General features: G+C 37.1%; 16 protein-coding genes and 1 pseudogene. 5 read left to right on the forward strand and 12 right to left on the reverse strand.

The window, feature by feature from the left end:
- The first annotated feature begins 493 nt into the window (after nucleotides 1–493).
- Together V7149_RS09200 and V7149_RS09205 are read left to right on the forward strand one after the other, a co-directional pair.
- On the forward strand, nucleotides 494–874 hold the full coding sequence (locus tag V7149_RS09200) for a hypothetical protein (protein ID WP_335345341.1): 381 nt from the start codon (nucleotides 494–496) through the stop codon (nucleotides 872–874).
- Between the two features lie 3 nt (nucleotides 875–877).
- Nucleotides 878–1,348 carry a hypothetical protein gene (locus tag V7149_RS09205; protein ID WP_335345342.1) on the forward strand — a complete coding sequence of 157 codons (471 nt, stop codon included), beginning with the start codon at nucleotides 878–880 and terminating at the stop codon, nucleotides 1,346–1,348.
- A gap of 41 nt (nucleotides 1,349–1,389) precedes the next feature.
- Here V7149_RS09205 and phoU read toward each other — a convergent pair whose 3' ends face one another.
- From phoU to V7149_RS09255, 10 genes and pseudogenes are all read right to left on the reverse strand, one after another.
- On the reverse strand, nucleotides 1,390–2,046 hold the full coding sequence (gene phoU / locus V7149_RS09210; protein ID WP_335345343.1) for a phosphate signaling complex protein PhoU: 657 nt from the start codon (nucleotides 2,044–2,046) through the stop codon (nucleotides 1,390–1,392).
- A 26-nt stretch (nucleotides 2,047–2,072) separates the two neighbouring features.
- Nucleotides 2,073–2,873 (reverse strand): phosphate ABC transporter ATP-binding protein PstB, encoded by an 801-nt coding sequence (gene pstB / locus V7149_RS09215; RefSeq protein WP_335345354.1) that lies wholly within the window; start codon nucleotides 2,871–2,873, stop codon nucleotides 2,073–2,075.
- A 54-nt stretch (nucleotides 2,874–2,927) separates the two neighbouring features.
- Entirely contained in the window at nucleotides 2,928–3,806 is an 879-nt protein-coding gene (pstA, locus tag V7149_RS09220; protein WP_335345344.1) for a phosphate ABC transporter permease PstA, read from the reverse strand.
- Nucleotides 3,806–4,714, reverse strand: a complete 909-nt coding sequence (gene pstC, locus V7149_RS09225) for a phosphate ABC transporter permease subunit PstC (protein ID WP_438824012.1) — start codon at nucleotides 4,712–4,714, stop codon at nucleotides 3,806–3,808. The genes pstA and pstC overlap by 1 nt, the downstream gene beginning before the upstream one ends.
- A gap of 109 nt (nucleotides 4,715–4,823) precedes the next feature.
- Nucleotides 4,824–5,816, reverse strand: a complete 993-nt coding sequence (locus V7149_RS09230) for a PstS family phosphate ABC transporter substrate-binding protein (RefSeq protein ID WP_335345345.1) — start codon at nucleotides 5,814–5,816, stop codon at nucleotides 4,824–4,826.
- Between the two features lie 189 nt (nucleotides 5,817–6,005).
- On the reverse strand, nucleotides 6,006–8,168 hold the full coding sequence (locus tag V7149_RS09235; protein ID WP_335345346.1) for a peptidoglycan D,D-transpeptidase FtsI family protein: 2,163 nt from the start codon (nucleotides 8,166–8,168) through the stop codon (nucleotides 6,006–6,008).
- Nucleotides 8,169–8,312: 144 nt separating this feature from the next.
- Nucleotides 8,313–9,530, reverse strand: coding sequence for an MFS transporter (locus V7149_RS09240; protein WP_335345347.1), 1,218 nt, complete (start codon nucleotides 9,528–9,530; stop codon nucleotides 8,313–8,315).
- A gap of 111 nt (nucleotides 9,531–9,641) precedes the next feature.
- Nucleotides 9,642–10,250 carry a superoxide dismutase gene (locus V7149_RS09245; protein ID WP_335345348.1) on the reverse strand — a complete coding sequence of 203 codons (609 nt, stop codon included), beginning with the start codon at nucleotides 10,248–10,250 and terminating at the stop codon, nucleotides 9,642–9,644.
- A 189-nt stretch (nucleotides 10,251–10,439) separates the two neighbouring features.
- On the reverse strand, nucleotides 10,440–10,919 hold the full coding sequence (locus V7149_RS09250; RefSeq protein ID WP_335345349.1) for a DUF456 domain-containing protein: 480 nt from the start codon (nucleotides 10,917–10,919) through the stop codon (nucleotides 10,440–10,442).
- A 63-nt stretch (nucleotides 10,920–10,982) separates the two neighbouring features.
- Nucleotides 10,983–11,663, reverse strand: a pseudogene (locus V7149_RS09255) (Na/Pi cotransporter family protein); the annotation flags it as partial.
- Nucleotides 11,664–12,002: 339 nt separating this feature from the next.
- Between V7149_RS09255 and V7149_RS09260 the strand changes: the two are divergent.
- Entirely contained in the window at nucleotides 12,003–12,776 is a 774-nt protein-coding gene (locus V7149_RS09260; protein ID WP_335345350.1) for a DUF1189 domain-containing protein, read from the forward strand.
- A 39-nt stretch (nucleotides 12,777–12,815) separates the two neighbouring features.
- On the opposite strand, the gene V7149_RS09265 is transcribed toward V7149_RS09260, so the two are convergent.
- Entirely contained in the window at nucleotides 12,816–14,522 is a 1,707-nt protein-coding gene (locus tag V7149_RS09265; protein ID WP_335345356.1) for a methyl-accepting chemotaxis protein, read from the reverse strand.
- Between the two features lie 169 nt (nucleotides 14,523–14,691).
- Between V7149_RS09265 and V7149_RS09270 the strand changes: the two genes are divergently transcribed.
- A complete protein-coding gene (locus tag V7149_RS09270) occupies nucleotides 14,692–15,015 on the forward strand; it encodes a hypothetical protein (protein WP_335345351.1) in 324 nt (107 codons plus the stop codon).
- Between the two features lie 317 nt (nucleotides 15,016–15,332).
- Complete coding sequence (gene ispG / locus V7149_RS09275; protein WP_335345352.1) at nucleotides 15,333–16,457, forward strand: flavodoxin-dependent (E)-4-hydroxy-3-methylbut-2-enyl-diphosphate synthase; 1,125 nt, start codon at nucleotides 15,333–15,335, stop codon at nucleotides 16,455–16,457.
- Nucleotides 16,458–16,505: 48 nt separating this feature from the next.
- Here ispG and V7149_RS09280 read toward each other — a convergent pair whose 3' ends face one another.
- Nucleotides 16,506–16,886: a DUF4190 domain-containing protein gene (locus tag V7149_RS09280; protein ID WP_335345353.1), complete on the reverse strand. Its 381-nt coding sequence runs from the start codon at nucleotides 16,884–16,886 to the stop codon at nucleotides 16,506–16,508.
- Nucleotides 16,887–17,143: the final 257 nt, after the last annotated feature.

The following is a 17,143-nucleotide window of genomic DNA, read 5'->3' on the forward strand; positions in this document are numbered from 1 at the left end:
CCCACTGATTGTTAGTTGCGGCCCACAGGATGTGGGTCACACAGACGTTGCCACAGGACGTGGCGTTCTTAGTCTGTGTTCCTATAATCGGGCCTTTACGGGCTGTTGATCCCCCACTTAGAAATTTTTGTTTTACTCAACTTCTTGAAGTGGGGGGTCTTACAGCCCGTTAATCTGCGAGAAAACAATATATATGAGTAATAGAGTAAATTTATTCCTTATTTCTATATGTTATCACTGAAAACTCACTCTCACAATGAACGGAAATTGTCGTAATTTGCGTTTTGTTTCTATACTTGCATTTGCTAAGTAAGAAAAATTTTTCCTTCCTATCTTTTACAAGAAAATTGGATTTTTTCGACAAAAACTCTTTTATAAAACCGAATAAAATCCGACAAAAAAACTTTAATCTTTGTTCACATAAACAATCCAAATCGAAATTTGTCACTATAAATGATAAAATATTGGCAGAACAAAAATTGAGGTGACTTATTTGGAATATTTAATGATTGGCTTGCTCGCCTTTGCTGTCATTCTGCTAATATGTTCAGTCTTTATGAAGGATCCGTATAAGATTATTCGTGAAGAGATAGATCAGCTATCCATGCAGCAAATTCAAGATATGTATATCATTAAGAAAAAATTAAAGGTTCTTGAGGAAGAACTGCTTGTTAACGATATTGAATTTCAACCGGTTTCTACTATACGTCCTCCTTTGCTATCAAATGAGAAGAAGGAAATCCATGATATTATCAAGAATCAGGTGTGGTCCTTAGTTCAGCAGGGGCTAACAGTAGATCAAATTGCAAGGCAATCATCCTTAACACCAGGTGAAGTTGAATCAATCCTAGCAGAAAAGATCGGAAGAGGATAAGACATGAACAAAAGGAATACACGTGCCTTTGCATTTGGAATACTCGTTGCTGTTTGTATTATTGGCTCATTTTATTTTTCGGCTTTGAAAAAAGAGAAACCGGAAGAATTAACGATTGAAAATGCGAAGACCTTATTAGCTGATCATGAATATATTATTTTAACAAAAGATAGGTTTCAGGCAATTGAAAATGCAAATAAAGAAGAAGGTAAGGAGACCGAATCACCAAAACAGCCTTCTTCACCTTCAGAATCCACTGAATCAGTTACGGCTTACACGTTAGAAATAATAGGTGGAATGGTTTCACATGACATTGCTGCAATGCTCGAAAAAGAAAAGATTATTGATGATGCGGCTCAGTTTGAAACATACCTTGAGGAGAATGGCTATAGTAAGAGAATACAGCTTGGATCGTTTGAAGTAAAAGCTGGTATGAGCTATAAACAAATAGCAAAAATAATAACAAAAAGCTAAAGAGGCTGAGAACCAGCTTCTTTAGCTTTTTTGTCATTCTATTAATTTAAGTCATACTGCCTTCCTTTAACAAGGTATAAAATACTTTCAGCAATATTAGTGATATGGTCTGCGGATCTTTCGAGAAATCTGCAAATAAAGGAAAGCTGCAAAATTTGCGGCAAAAATTCCGGCTTTTGCATATTAATTTGCATTAAATCCCTGATTGTCTGCCCATATAAATCATCAACCTTATCATCCATCTCTGCTAACTGTTTTGCTTTTACAATGTCTTCATCATTGAAAGCCTCTAAAGATAATTTCAACATCTCTAAAGTAATTTTGTGCATTTCTTTAATATGAACAATAGGCTTTACTAACGGCTCCGAGCCAATTCTAATCGTAGACTTTGCAATATTTACTGCGAAATCAGCAATTCTTTCAATATTTGTTGCAATTTTTATAGCGACAATAATGCGGCGGAGATCAATGGCTACTGGCTGCTGTCTCGCAATTAATAATATCGCAAAATCATTTATATCTTCATACATAAGATTCGCATTAGCATCATTATCAATGATTTCAAGAGCCATCTCAAGATCTTGGCTTTCTAGAGCGATAATGGATTTGGTCAGCGCGTCTTCGGCAAAGTTGCCAATTTCTAATAATTTTCCTTGTAATTCTTTTAGATCAACATCAAATTTTTCACGAACTGACATAACTGGTTATCTCCCCTTACATTCAATTAGCCGAATCTTCCTGTAATATAATCCTCTGTTCGTTTATCTGAAGGTGTTGAGAATATTTTATTTGTTTCCGCGAACTCAATTACTTCACCGTTTAGGAAGAAAGCCGTTTTATCAGAAATACGTGCTGCCTGCTGCATATTATGAGTAACGATTATGATACTGAATTCCTTCTTTAATTCCTGTACTAATTCTTCTACCTTCAATGTAGAGATCGGATCAAGTGCTGACGTTGGTTCATCCATTAATATAACATCAGGCTCAATGGCTAAACAGCGAGCAATGCAAAGACGCTGTTGCTGACCCCCTGAAAGCCCGTAAGCATTTTGATGTAATCGGTCTTTTACTTCATCCCATATGGCCGCACCTTTTAAACTTTTCTCGACAATTTGATCGAGGATTTTTTTGTCACGAATGCCATGAATTTTCGGTCCATAGGCTACGTTCTCATAAATGGATTTAGGAAAAGGGTTCGGTTTTTGAAACACCATTCCAACCTTCGTACGTAATTCTTCTACCCCATAAGACTTATCAAAAATATTTCTGCCCCTGTACGAAATTATACCTGATGTTTTTACAATTGGCACTAGTTCAATCATTCGGTTCAACGTTTTAATATACGTAGATTTTCCACATCCAGATGGACCAATAATGGCTGTCACTTCATTTTCATATATATCTAAATTAATATTTTTCAACGCATGGTTTTCTCCGTACCATAAATTAAGCTGATCGGTTTTATAGACTATATTTTTTGATGTTATATCCGTAACAGTATCTTGGCCTTGAACAAGACGCATTTTTTGCTTTTCTAATGTTGCATTCATATTGAGTTCCCCCTTCATCCACTTCCATTAATATCGTTTTGAGAATTTATTCCGAATTAATACAGCAATTGAATTCATGATTATTAACATCACGAGCAGGACAATAATTCCTGCAGCAGCTAACGATTGAAATTCAGCCTGTGGTCTCCCCGTCCAGTTATAAATTTGCATTGGCAAAACAGTGAACATATCGAAAACAGACTTTGGCAGGAATGCAAGGAACAATGGCAATCCAAGTACAACAAGTGGAGCCGTTTCCCCTATTGCTCTAGACAATGCAAGAATCCCGCCTGTTAATATTCCGGGAACAGCTGCTGGCAAGACTACATGAACAATCGTTTGCCACTTTGTCGCACCCATCCCAAAAGAAGCTTCTCTTAATTCTTTTGGAACAGATCTTATCGCTTCCTGGGATGCTACAATTATGATAGGAAGAACTAACAAGCTCATCGTTAATCCAGCAGCTAGAACACTCGTTCCGAGTGCAAGTGCACGAACAAATACAGTAAGCCCCAATAAGCCAAAAACAATCGATGGGACGCCAGCAAGGTTTGAGATGTTGATTTGAATAAAACGTGTAAAGCGATTTTTCTTCGCATATTCTTCTAAATAAATGGCTGTTCCAACACCTAACAATAATGATACAGGCGCTACAACACCCATAAGCCACACTGTACCAATCAATGCTGTTTTAACACCCGCCAGTTCAGGCTTTCGTGATGGAAGACTTTGCAAAAACTGAAAATCAAGATAAGCGATTCCTTGAGTGAGTATCCGATATAATAATATTCCTAAAACAAGTAAGCCAAACATCGTTGCCATCAAAAATAAAGTTTTAAAGAGAATATTTGTTAATAATCTTGCTTTCATATGTTTAATAACTGTTGAATGTTCAATGATTTTCATTAGTATTCCTCCCTAAAACGACGAGAGATAAATTGGGCAAATAAGTTCATCAATAATGTAAACAGGAATAGTGTAAATCCTACAGCATAAATACTATAATAAATTGTCGTTCCATATCCTGCATCACCTTGGCTAACTTGAACGATATAGGCAGTCATCGTTTGGATCGAACTTGTTACATCCCAATTCATATTTGGAGTGGATCCGCCTGCAACGGCTACGATCATTGTTTCTCCAATGGCCCGCGAAACTGCGAGGACAATCGAAGCAATAATCCCTGAAATAGCTGCTGGCAGCACAACTTTTAAGGATACTTCCAGTTTTGTTGAACCTAATGCGAGTGCTCCCTCACGCATTGAATTAGGTACAGAAGACATCGCATCTTCAGATAGAGATGCAATCATCGGAGTGATCATGATCCCGATTACAATACCTGGGCTTAATGCATTAAATATTTCAAGGGAAGGAATCATCTCTCTTAAGATTGGTGTAACGAACGTTAAGGCAAAAAAACCATAAACAATCGTTGGAATTCCTGCTAATACTTCTAATATCGGTTTAATGATTCTGCGAGTTTTGTCTGATGCATACTCACTCAAAAAAATCGCTGTTGCTAATCCAATAGGGACAGCTACAATTGCAGCAATAATGGTTACCTTTAACGTGCCTATAACGAGTGGCAGTACGCCAAATGACCCCTGCGTTGGCGAGAATGGATACCATTTTTTCGCAGTAATGTATTCTATAATGGAAACTTTACTAAAGAAAGTGAATGTTTCAAATATCAATGTAAACACGATTCCAAGAGTTGTTAATACAGAAACTACAGCTGTTAATAACAAAACAAACGGCACTACCTTTTCAACTGAAGAGCTGGCACTTTTCTTTTGTTTTTTTGCTTGAATCATTTCCTGTACAGAAAATGATGAATTTTGTATTGCCAAAGTGAAAACCCCTTCCATCCACAACAAGATGAGAAGCACAATAATCGCGCTTCCCATCATAAAGTTTTATTGATTACTTAAGACCTTCTACAGTTTCTAAAGCCTTTGTATATTCTTCATCCTTTAATTTTACATAACCTACATCTTCAGATAGCACTGCAGCATTTTCAAGTGTAAATTTTACAAATTCATAAACTTCTTCTTTTTTCACTGATTCGTTCTTAACATAAGTGAAAAGCGGACGTGATAATGGGGCATATTCTCCACTTTCAACTGTTTCGTTTGTTGGTTCTACAGGACCGTTCCCGCCATCAATAGGGACTACTTTCAATGCATCTTTGTTTTCAGCATAATAAGCATATCCGAAATAGCCAATTGCATTCTTATCGCCTTTAACCCCTTGTACAAGAACATTGTCATCTTCAGAAAGTGTTGCTTTTTCCACAATTGGTGCCTCTTCTAGAATCACTTCATCAAAGTAATCGAATGTACCAGAATCAGTACCTGGTGAATAAAATTTAATTTCTTCTTCAGGCCATCCTTCACGGATATCAGACCATTTTTTTACTGTTCCATCTTCTAACCACATTTTCTTTAATTCATCTACTGTTAAATGATCAACCCAAGTGTTGTCTTTGTTCACAACAACTGATAGACCATCATTTGCTAATTTTAATTCTGTATAAGCGATTCCTTTTTCTTCAAGCTGAGCTTTTTCTTCATCTTTAATTGGGCGAGATGCATTACTGAAATCTGTAGTTCCAGCAATAAATGCTTTAAATCCGCCACCTGTACCAGAGGAAGCAACAGAAACTTTTACTCCAGGTTGTTCCATTCCAAACTCTTCAACGACAGCTTCCATGATTGGAAATACTGTAGATGATCCGTCAATATTAATTTCACCTTGAAGTTGCTTATTTTCTTCACCAGCTTGTTCTGTCTTATTTCCTTCAGTTCCAGCTTGAGAACCGTTAGTTGTTCCCTCATCTGCTGTACCACAAGCTGCTGTGAATGCCAGCACTGCCCCAATCATTACTGATAGTGATAAGTACTTAAAGCTTTTCATTTCTTTATTCCCCCTAAGTGTTTTGTATCATTATGTCCTACATGTATTAGAATAATGTATGACTGTAAATACGGTTTTAACGGATTGTAAAGGTTATGTAAATCGATATAAATGATGTGTAAATTTGTCGAGAAATGAGGACAGAAAAAAAGCCTGCCACGACTATGGTGATAGGCTCTATCTAATCCCTTATTCAGTTTCTTCGACTTCTGTTTCTTCACTATTTTCTATATCTTGAGCGTCATTCTCGACAATATTCCCCATTTGCCTCTGTTTCTTTAATTCGAAATAGGTGTCCATGACTCTTTGACCGATGATTAAATTTGCAGAGTGACCTCGGCCTCCTTGGTATGCCCATGGAACGATAACAGCCATTGCAACTTCAGGATTATCTTCAGGTGCATATCCAACAAGACTTAAGTTTATTACTTCAGGTGGTTCTTTACCAAACTTTTTACGTTCAGGTCCGTCATAGAAGGCTTCTGCTGTACCAGTCTTCCCTGCTGGATTATAGCTTTTCTGGCCGAAATAGCCGTATGCAGTTCCGCCTTGCTCTTGATAAACCTTCTTGAATCCTAGTTGGACACGGTCAAACCATTCTGGTTCAGCATCTACATAATTAAGTACTTTAGGCTGAATTTCTTGGACAATTGGCCCTAACTCATTGTTTTCCAGTAGAGGCTCACGAATCTCCCTGACAATATGGGGTTCCATGCGATTTCCTCCATTTGCAATGGTAGAGACATATTGTGCTAATTGCATATTAGAGTACGTATCAAACTGACCGATCGAAAAATCGAGTAAAAGTCCAGATGTTTTTCCGTAAATACCTTTAAAACCTAGCGTCTCGTTTGGGAGATCAATCCCTGTACGTACTCCTAAACCAAATTGCGCAAAAGAATCCCGAAACGTTGCAAAGCCTTTATCTAATTCTAACGGAAGTGGTCCATTAGGAATGTAGTTCCCTTTACCGATTCTTATTGCGGTATAAAACATATAAACGTTGGAAGAATATTTGAGTGCATTTATATCATTCATCGTTCCAAGGTTTTTCCATGATTTCTTTGGAGGCGTTCTACTAATTAGTATGGGAGCATCATAAAAAGATGTATTAGGCCTAATAACACCTGTTTGATATCCTGTAAGGATCGTTGCCCCCTTAATAGTTGAACCAACGTTATAACTTGATGCTATATTTCCTAGTGCATCATCCTGCATCTCGCTCTTGCCCGTTTTCTCATCCTTAACAATTCTCTTTCCGGCCATTGTCATTATTTCACCCGTATGTGGATCCATCAAGACAACATAAGCTCTGTCAAGCAAAGCAGTTCCGGGCTTTGCTTTCGCAGCCTGCAATTCTTCTTCGATGATCTTTTCGATCGCAACTTGAAGATCCATATCAATGCTAAGGACGAGATCCATTCCTCTTTTACCCTCTGTAATTGGGATTGTCTCAAGAACATTCCCTGCCTTATCAGTGACATTTTTCACCTTAGCCTTTTGACCGTGCAGCACATCTTCATATTGCATTTCAATATAACTCTTTCCTACACGATCATTACGGCTATAATCTCTTGCTAAATAATAGTCAAGCTGCTCAGCTGGCAAACCTTCATCAGAATCCGTTATTTTTCCAAGGACCGACCTCAAGGTTGAACCAAAGGCATAAGCTCTTTCCCAATCCGTCGTCGTATCTACGCCTGGGAGAAGCTGAAGATTTTCACTGACAACAGCAAACTCCTCTGGTGTTACATCTTTATTCTTAACAATTTGTGGTGTTAATGCATACCCGCTTGTAAAATCCCTATAGATCGCAAGAATCTCTAAATCCTTATCAGTGAGTTCGTTTAACTCTTCATCCGTAACACGATCTACCGTCAGACGATAAATCTCCTTATCAAGTTCCTTGCCTTCAAATTTTTCTTTTAATTTATCAATTTCCTTTTCCGGTACTTTTTTATCAGCTCGGTCTTTATTTTTGAGAATCCAATAGTCCTTTTTATCTCTAACCTGCACTTTATCCGTATTTTTTTCGATAAGTTTAGCAAGTCTCTCTGCCACATCTAGCATCTCCGCTTGCTTTGCCCCGCGATTTGTATACGTAATGGCATTTTGCGGTGTATTATCTACAATAACCTTGCCTGTCCGATCAAACATCTTCCCCCTGGGTACTGGGTTATTAACCGTAACGTCCTCTGTCCGCTCAATTTCCCGCCTATAATCATCACCATACACAATTTGCACAAAGCCTAGTCGAAGGACTAGAACAGAAAATAATAAAAACACAATAAAAAATAAAATGTTCAGCCTGACGGGAACATGAGATTTTTTCTTCCTTTTCTTTTTATTCAATTTATATAGACACTTCCTTTTGTAACAAACTTTCTATTTCACTAATCCCATTCTATAAGAAATCAGTAAATTTTTCTAGGAAGAACATACGGAAAGCTGATGCAATATTTGTTAATAGGAAAAAGGGAAGAGCATGCTCTTCCCTTATGCAGATTGAAGCTGTATTTTTCTGATGAAGAAAAATATAATAGAGTGACCAGCACCAAGAAATAGCAGAAGGATTGGAATGCTTTTTTCCTCATTGAAAAAGGTGACTGCTCCCAGAAAGCACAGGATTGAGAATATCCTGCCCAAATTCACGAAAATTTCCCTTACAACAATATATTCGATTCTCATTTCAGCAGCCTTCCATCCTTTTCCAATCACATCATACGTCATTGAAATATATGGAACGAGCAGAAGAGGATAGGCTATTGCAATGGTGGCTGCATAGATGAGAAGTTTGGAGTAGCTGATATCAAAGATAATCAGGAATATCGCCAAATACAATATTATACCGCCTACTAAGATAGCCCTTTTACGGTACTGTTTTTTTAGGAGCCTTGAAACAAAATAGTACGCAATAAATGAAACTCCTGAGTTGACAAGTCCATATGCCCCTAAGGCAAGTTCACTGCCTGTTGATATAAAGACAAAAACCGATATGACAAATGCAAATGTACCTTCACGCAGCCCTTGAAAGAAGTGAGCGTTCGTGATTAGCTGCCAATTCTTATTATTTTTTCGTTCTGCTAATATTCTTCTAAAATAATACTTTCCTTTTGCCGGCCTTCTTTTTATAAAAAAGCTTAAAAACACGGCCAATGAAAAAAGAGCTAAAGATGTACCGAAGATGATTGTATATCCCGTAAATTTTTCTAACTTAGAAATAATTAAGCCTGCAGCTATTGGACCAATCATTCCTCCAACAGAAGACAAAATCCCAAGAAAGCCGTTAAAAAAATCACGATTTTCCGGTTCGGTAATTTCAAAAGTTAAAACATTAAATGCAAGCCAATAAAAACCATATCCAATACCAAGCAATGCACCGAGAAGCAGCAAAAACTTTGATGCTTGTGTTCCTATTATTAAAACCGTTAAATAAAAGGCAGCTAAAAAAATAACGCCAATCCGGAGAACAATTACGCGATCAACTTTCTTTGCCCACCTGCCTGCCAAAATAAACGTTAACGGCTGAATGACAACAACGGTAAGATTATACAAACCTAAATCCTTAAAATCACCTGACTGCTTCCAAAGATAAATATTCACAAACGTATTAGACAGAGCCACACTTAAAGAATATAGGCCCCCGATAATAAGCAGCAACCCCAAATCCTTCGTTAAATCAACTTCACCGATCAACTTTTTAACCTTACTCATAAAAAAACTCCCCTTTGTGTCTAAAGGGTAGTTTCTAACTAAGCAGTTCCTCTTATACCAACTTAATAAAAAACACGGCAAGGATATCCCTGCCGTGTAATTAAATGTGTATTATTTTGCTGCAGTAAAGCGTTTTGAAACCTCATCCCAGTTTACAACATTCCAGAATGCACCGATGTAATCCGGACGACGGTTTTGATAATTTAAATAGTAAGCATGCTCCCAAACATCTAAACCAAGAATAGGAGTTCTGCCTTCCATTAATGGAGAATCTTGATTTGGTGTGCTTGTTACTTCAAGCTCGCCATTATTTACTGAAAGCCATGCCCAGCCAGAACCAAAACGTGTAGTAGCAGCTTTAGCAAATTCTTCTTTAAAGCTTTCGAAGCTTCCAAATTTACCGTTAATAGCGTCAGCTAATTCTCCTGTTGGCTCACCGCCGCCATTTGGAGAAATTACTTGCCAGAATAAAGAGTGGTTTGCATGTCCGCCGCCGTTATTACGTACTGCAGTACGTGCAGCTTCTGGAACAGCATCTAAGTTTGCAATCACTTCTTCAACTGATTTAGAAAGAAGCTCTTCATTTCCTTCTAAAGCGTTATTTAGGTTTGTTACATATGTGTTATGGTGCTTAGTGTGGTGAATATTCATCGTTTCTTTGTCGATATTCGGTTCTAAAGCATCATAAGCATAAGGTAATTGTGGTAATTCAAATGCCATTATTAATTCCTCCTATGTACATATAATTTTCCACTCAAACAATTCTAGATTTCTTGCAATTCTGAAATTAGAATCATTCTTTATGGTTACACTTTAAGATTACCAAAGTTAGATAATCGTTTCAATTAAAATGCTTCTCCACTCATATACATTTCCCAATAAAATTTATAATATTCCTAAAAGAATAGGTTATATGACCATTATGAAATAAATAACCATTACCGCTTGTATAATCCCCTTTGTCACAACACTGCTTATAAAGCCTATAACAGAGCCAAAGCCTATCTTAACAGCTTCCTTCCATTCTTTCTTGTTAACGGCTAGCTCAGCAAGGATAGCCCCTAAAAAAGGGCCGATTATGATACCGAACACTGGAATAACAAATGGGCCAACGATAATTCCGATTGTACTGCCCCAAATCCCAGCTTTCGAGCCCCCATATTTTTTTACCCCAATCATATTGGCTAAATAATCTGCTCCAAATAATAAAATGACAAAAAGACCTTGAATCACCCAAAAAAGCCAGTTAAACGGTTCAAAAGAAAATAAAAAACCATATAAGAAAAACCCTCCTAAGATAAAAAGAACGCTTGGAATAATCGGGTAAACGAGGCCAATAAAGGCGATGACGAATAATAAAATAATTAAGGTCCAATTCAGATACTCCATATAAGGCAAAGCACCTCCGAATAATAAAAGGTAAGGAGTGTTCTCCCTACCCTATATTATAGACTAATCATCTTCCCCTAAAATAGCTTCAGCGATATTTACAGCATGGTCGCCAATTCTCTCAAGATTACTTATAATTTCAACATACACGATTCCAGCTTGAGCAGAGCATAATCCCTCATTTAAGCGAAGAATATGCTGTCTGTGAAGCTTTCTTACTATATTATCAATCTCTTCTTCTTTTTGTACAACATGAATGGCTGCTTCCTTATCATTATGATCTAAAGCATCTATTGACTGGGAAACTGTTGAAATGGTTAACATAAACATTTCATTTAAGTCAGACATCGCTGAATCTGACAATAAGATTTTATTTGCTTGCTGGTAATCAATTAACTCGATAATATTTTCGTAATGATCACCGATACCCTTAATATCTCTTACTGTATCCATTAGCATTATGTGCTCTTTAGATTCATGATCAGACAGTGAGCTTGTTGCCAGTTCTACTAAATAATCAGTTATTTTTCGATCTAGTTTATTAATTGCTTCCTCAATCCGCATCGCTTTAGCGGAATGCTTTTGATTCTTTGTTTTTATGTATTCATGGGTTTCTTCTAAACCTTTTATAGAAAAATGGCCCATTCGCAAAACTTCTTCTTTTGCTTGTCCAAGTGCAATCGATGGTGACTGCTCAATAAAAACCGGATCAAGATGGTTGGCTTTATATTCAATGACTGAATCTGCTGAAGATTTCTTCAGCCCGCCCCTCATAAATATTATTACAAATAAAAATATCACTAACCCGCCTAATAATTCAAAAAGTGTCTGCGGAATATTCAGTTCCACTTTCCCCAACCCCAGATCGTAAAATTCGACAATTCTCAACAAACTCCATACAATTATTAATTGAATATTTTTAGATGTAAAGGAAACTCAAACTAAATTTACAATACCTTAACAAATCAGCTTAATATTACAATTGTATTACGGTTTTCGGAAAATTAATTATATATTTAAAGCTTGTACAGATGATTTTAGCAAGTTAAAATTATATGATGAACTTTTCTAAGGGTGGTCTAAATGAATATTTTCAAACAATTATTTAAAAGTCTTTATTCTCCAAGGGACATTTCCATGTTTCGATTTCAGGGGATTGGAAAAACGATCCTGTATGTTTTTTTTCTTGCCCTAATTTCTATCCTTCCATCCGTTTACTTTTTAAGTTCCGGACTGGTAAATGGAGTCAGTGAAGTAGAAAAAAGCCTTGGTTCTGAACTGCCTCCATTTCATATTGAAAATGGAGAGCTTCATTCTGATACAAAAGCCCCTGTTATTCTCAACAAAGAGAACATTACGATTATTTTCGATTCGACCGGCACGGTAGACACGGATGAATTAAACAATAGCAAAAATACGATTGCCATTCTAAAAAATGATGCGTATTTTATCGCTGGAGGGCAGGTTCAATCATTGCCGTACTCCATGTTTAGTGATATTTCGATTACAAATAATGATTTGCTTGAGATTCTGGCTACTGTTAACTCCTCACTTGCGATCATTATTCCGTTATTAGGAGTGATTATTCTTATTTTTGCAAGCGGGGCGAAATTTATCGAGGTTTCTTTCCTTGCCTTACTTGGTTTGCTCTTGAAAAAAATGCTTAATAGAAATATTCAATATCGTCATACTTGGCGACTAGCCGCCTATAGTGTCACACTGCCAACTATCTTTTTTACAATTATGGATAGTCTTCAGACGGAGGTACCAAATGGAGCTCTGCTTAATTGGCTTGTTGCGTATATCATTCTGTTCCTAACTATTAAAGAAATCCCCCTGCCAAAAGCAAAAAAATAAAACGTGCAATAAGCGCGTTTTATTTTTTTTCCTTTTTTATTAGCGAACACCTTGTGAATATCGAAATTCTGCATTTAGCTCGGCTAGTGATTGAGAGAGTTCCTTCAGTTTTTCGCCTGATTCATGGTTCTTCTTCATTTTGATCATTTGTTTTTGAGATGCTTCAACAACCTGCTCTGCGCTTGCAAAGGTTTCCTGTGAGACTGAGACAAAGTTTTCAGTTACAGATTCCATCTTAGGAAGAGTATCATTCAGTCCAACTAATTCACCCTGTGCATGACGAATCATTTCACTTACTGCGGCAATTTCGAGCATTAACAAATCAAAGGATTTTCTGCTGACCGATGCCGTTTCAAGATGTGATTGAAAATGAACAAGCATTTCTTCGAATTCATTCGAAGCCTTCAGAGAGATTAGCTCCATTTTTTCAATGGTATGCTTTATTTCCTCTGTGGCTTGCGAAGATTGCTCTGCTAAATTCCTTACTTCATTAGCAACTACCGCAAAGCCGCTACCCGCTTCTCCTGCCCGCGCTGCTTCTATGGCGGCATTTAATGCCAAAAGCTTAGTTTGTCCCGCCATCTGCTGGATAAACGTAACAATTTCAGCTATTGATGCTGAATGTTCCTTCACCTCCTGAACGGTAGCGGAAACGGTTTTGAATTCATCGCTCAAGTGATTAAACGCTTGAATAAGATTCTCGACACTCAATTCTCCATCATGAGCTGATTCATTCATGGATTGTGTTTTATTCATGATTTCCTTCATTTGTTCAAAAATATTATTAATAGCATCTCTCATACTTTGAAACATTTGGATACTATTATCTGAACTGCTGGCCGTTTGTTCAGCACCCAATTTCACAATTTGAATCGCCCTCATCAACTGCTCGTTTTCCACCATTACCTCACCAGATATTTGTTGCAGATCTCCGCCTGTTTCTGATAAATCCCTAGTAGTGGCCGTTATTTTATATAAAAGCGAGCTCATTTGTTTAATCATCGCATCGAAGCTTTTGATAAGAGAGGTAATTTCCGGTGTTGTTGTGTTTGCCTTCACTCGAACATCTAAATTTCCATTCCGTGCTTCCTTCATAACCTCTCTCAGCCTTGATAATGGACTTGTTAAATTTCTTACTAATAAAATAACAATAACTGAGGTAATAGAAAGACTTATGATGACTGCAATTATTATGTATTTGGCCATTTCATTCACTTCTTTTAAATATTGACTTTGCGGGATAGCAATGACATAAATTCCTTTTAGCTCCTGAACGGACTGAAATGAAATAGTGTAATCGTCTCCGTCAATATTTTGATGAATGAGTCCATTTTGTTTTTTCATTATTTTATCAATGGTTGATTGGGAAAATTTGATCTTCGTATTTTTACTAATTTGGAATGGAGTGGCTCCTTTTTCATTAACTAAGAAAAAGCTCCCGCTTAGCCCATCTTGTGCAAGCCCAGCATCCTGGCTTTTTATCACCTGATTCATTTTTTTATTAAACTTGTCTTCATTGCCTACATAGATAAGCATGAGATTTTGAGATAAATCATAAATCGATTTTACTTCTTTAATCAATCTCTGTTCAATTAAATTTACTGCCGTATCCTTTGATTTTCCGTAAGAGATATATGCTATAGATGAAACGGTCAATAGGAGCAAACCTAAGATGAGAACAAGCAGTCTTGTTTGCAGAGTAATTTTTGCTAATAATGTTCGTGTTGCAGCTTGAATCTTCCCCACTAACAAATAATTTCCCCCTTCCAAAATCAATTTCATTATGGCAGAGAAGTATTAAGAAATTGTAAAGAGTTAGTAATATTTCCATTAATTTTTCCAACTAAAGTTCTATTTTTTTTGTACAAGCATACATATTTGGTAAACAGCTTATTTATTCCGGAGGTTTTCCTATATGAAACGTCTTGCCCTTTTTCTACTATCAGTCCTTGTTATTTATGTTATATATTTTGACCTAACTAAGGGAACCCTTCCTATTCCTACTGTCGATGAACCAGTTATTGAAGCTATGGCGGAGAATGAAACTTTATTGCCCTATTTTGAAAAAAAAGTTTCATCAGGTGATACAGTTTTATCGCTTGTAGAAAAAAACATAAATGCTCCGCTTTCTGTTTCTATTTCCAAAGTCATTTCTGATTTTAAAATTTTAAATAATGGCTTAAGTCCGGAAAAAATTAAATCCGGTTACATTTATAAGTTTCCTGATTATCGTAACTAAACATCAATTTCACCTCGGTGAAATTGCGCCCAGATTTTTATCGATCTCCGCTCGATAAATTTCCACTAAAAAATCTGAGGCATCCGCCGGAGGCTTTAACTTCATTCAGTCGGGAATTTGACTCCAGCTTAAATTGGATACCTTTTGGCAGTCATTTCCTACATAACAAGTAGCTGACTTCTGCTGAATGAAGTTAAAAATTTACCACTGCTGGATAAACCATCATTCTTGTCAATATCAATGAAACACTGATACAATAGCAATGGATTAGAAAAAAAGTATTATTGAGAACTGTTAATAGAAGGAGCGAATCTCCATTGAGTGAAATCATACATCGTACAAAAACACGTCCAGTTAAGGTTGGACCATTAACGATTGGCGGCAGTAACGAGCTGTTTATCCAAAGCATGACAACAACTAAAACGCATGATGTCGAGGCTACTGTAGCTGAAATTAAACGTTTAGAGGAAGCTGGCTGTCAGATCGTACGTGTAGCTTGTCCGGATGAAAGGGCTGCAAACGCCATTGCAGATATTAAAAAGCAAATAAACATTCCGCTCGTTGTTGATATTCATTTTGACTATAAGCTTGCTCTGAAGGCCATTGAAGGCGGAGCTGATAAAATAAGAATCAATCCTGGAAATATCGGAAAGCGTGAGAAAGTAGAGGCGGTTGTAAAAGCCGCAAAAGAAAAAGGGATCCCAATCCGAATCGGAGTAAATGCTGGCTCATTAGAGAAAAAAATTCTTGAAAAATATGGTTATCCAACTGCAGATGGAATGGTTGAAAGCGCACTTCACCATATTAAAATTCTTGAGGATCTGGATTTCCATGATATTATCGTTTCAATGAAGGCATCTGATGTTAATTTAGCTATAGAAGCATATGAAAAAGCCGCAAAGGCATTTGATTATCCACTGCATCTTGGAATTACAGAATCCGGTACTCTTTTTGCGGGTACTGTGAAAAGTGCAGCTGGTCTCGGTGTTATTCTCAATAAAGGAATTGGAAACACACTCCGTATTTCTTTAAGTGCAGACCCTGTTGAAGAAGTCAAGGTAGCTCGTGAATTATTAAAGGTATTTGGATTATCTTCTAATGCTGCAACATTAATTTCCTGCCCTACATGCGGCAGAATTGAAATTGATTTAATCAGCATTGCGAACGAGGTTGAGGAATATATCCAGAAAATCAAAGCACCAATAAAAGTAGCAGTCCTTGGCTGTGCGGTAAACGGGCCAGGTGAAGCACGTGAGGCAGATATCGGTATTGCCGGCGCTAGAGGAGAAGGACTTCTATTCCGTAAAGGGGAAATTGTTCGGAAAGTCCCTGAAGAAACGATGGTCGAAGAATTAAAAATTGAAATCGATAAAATTGCAGCTGAATACTTTGCTAAACAAGAAGAAGAAAAAAAGAATGCTGAAACAGTAAAGCAAGACTAAGAAGAGGGTGACTAAGTCACCCTCTTCTTTCATTTAAATTTGATTATGTTAAAAAAATGGAAGGATAAACATCCCTACAATAATGGATACTACCCCAATGCCAATTGCCCAGCTCCCTAAGCTTAAAGCTCCCCGGCGCCGCGCGATGAACCCAAGTACAATACCCGTTGCTCCAAATAAGACTGGGAATACGAACAAAGAGATAATGGAAAGAACTAATGCAGCAATCCCCATTCCTCTTCCCGCTGTTTCCGCTTCATTATCTCTCTCATTTATTGTATTTGTTCTACCCCTGTCAAATGAAATAGGTGCAGCAATCTCAGCAGAGGTTTCTTCATTATAATCCGCAGCTCCATATTGGTTCTTTTCGCCAATGTTCTCGCTATGACGAAGATCATAATCCTCGTAATCACGTTCTTGATCTGCCATCCAAATCCCTCGCTTTCAAATATGGAAACATTCGTTTCCCCATGTTGCAGCCTGACTTTCTAAGGAAACAAAGATTTATTTGAGGCATTTCGGAGCAAAGCTTTTGAAATGGGCTCAAAGTTCTTACGATTCCCGTAAAAGTATTTTTTTTTGGAGCATTAATATTGTTTACGAAAATCCCCATTTTAAAGATGTTAATGTTTTACTATGTCCCATGTTTTTACTAAATTTCTTTAGTCTAATACACACTTCTGATA

This window comes from Bacillus sp. JJ1503 (assembly GCF_036965125.1).
GTDB lineage: Bacteria > Bacillota > Bacilli > Bacillales > Cytobacillaceae > Cytobacillus.

What these genes read in the sequence shown, in the direction of transcription:
- V7149_RS09250 (WP_335345349.1), bottom strand. Translation starts at nt 10,919, where the DNA reads ATGGAGTATCTGAATTGGACCTTAATTATTTTATTATTCGTCATCGCC.
- pstB (WP_335345354.1), bottom strand. Translation starts at nt 2,873, where the DNA reads ATGCGTCTTGTTCAAGGCCAAGATACTGTTACGGATATAACATCAAAA.
- V7149_RS09240 (WP_335345347.1), bottom strand. Translation starts at nt 9,530, where the DNA reads ATGAGTAAGGTTAAAAAGTTGATCGGTGAAGTTGATTTAACGAAGGAT.
- phoU (WP_335345343.1), bottom strand. Translation starts at nt 2,046, where the DNA reads ATGTCAGTTCGTGAAAAATTTGATGTTGATCTAAAAGAATTACAAGGA.
- V7149_RS09280 (WP_335345353.1), bottom strand. Translation starts at nt 16,886, where the DNA reads ATGGCAGATCAAGAACGTGATTACGAGGATTATGATCTTCGTCATAGC.
- pstA (WP_335345344.1), bottom strand. Translation starts at nt 3,806, where the DNA reads ATGAAAATCATTGAACATTCAACAGTTATTAAACATATGAAAGCAAGA.
- V7149_RS09230 (WP_335345345.1), bottom strand. Translation starts at nt 5,816, where the DNA reads ATGAAAAGCTTTAAGTACTTATCACTATCAGTAATGATTGGGGCAGTG.
- pstC (WP_438824012.1), bottom strand. Translation starts at nt 4,714, where the DNA reads ATGATTCAAGCAAAAAAACAAAAGAAAAGTGCCAGCTCTTCAGTTGAA.
- V7149_RS09260 (WP_335345350.1), top strand. Translation starts at nt 12,003, where the DNA reads ATGAATATTTTCAAACAATTATTTAAAAGTCTTTATTCTCCAAGGGAC.
- V7149_RS09245 (WP_335345348.1), bottom strand. Translation starts at nt 10,250, where the DNA reads ATGGCATTTGAATTACCACAATTACCTTATGCTTATGATGCTTTAGAA.
- V7149_RS09205 (WP_335345342.1), top strand. Translation starts at nt 878, where the DNA reads ATGAACAAAAGGAATACACGTGCCTTTGCATTTGGAATACTCGTTGCT.
- V7149_RS09270 (WP_335345351.1), top strand. Translation starts at nt 14,692, where the DNA reads ATGAAACGTCTTGCCCTTTTTCTACTATCAGTCCTTGTTATTTATGTT.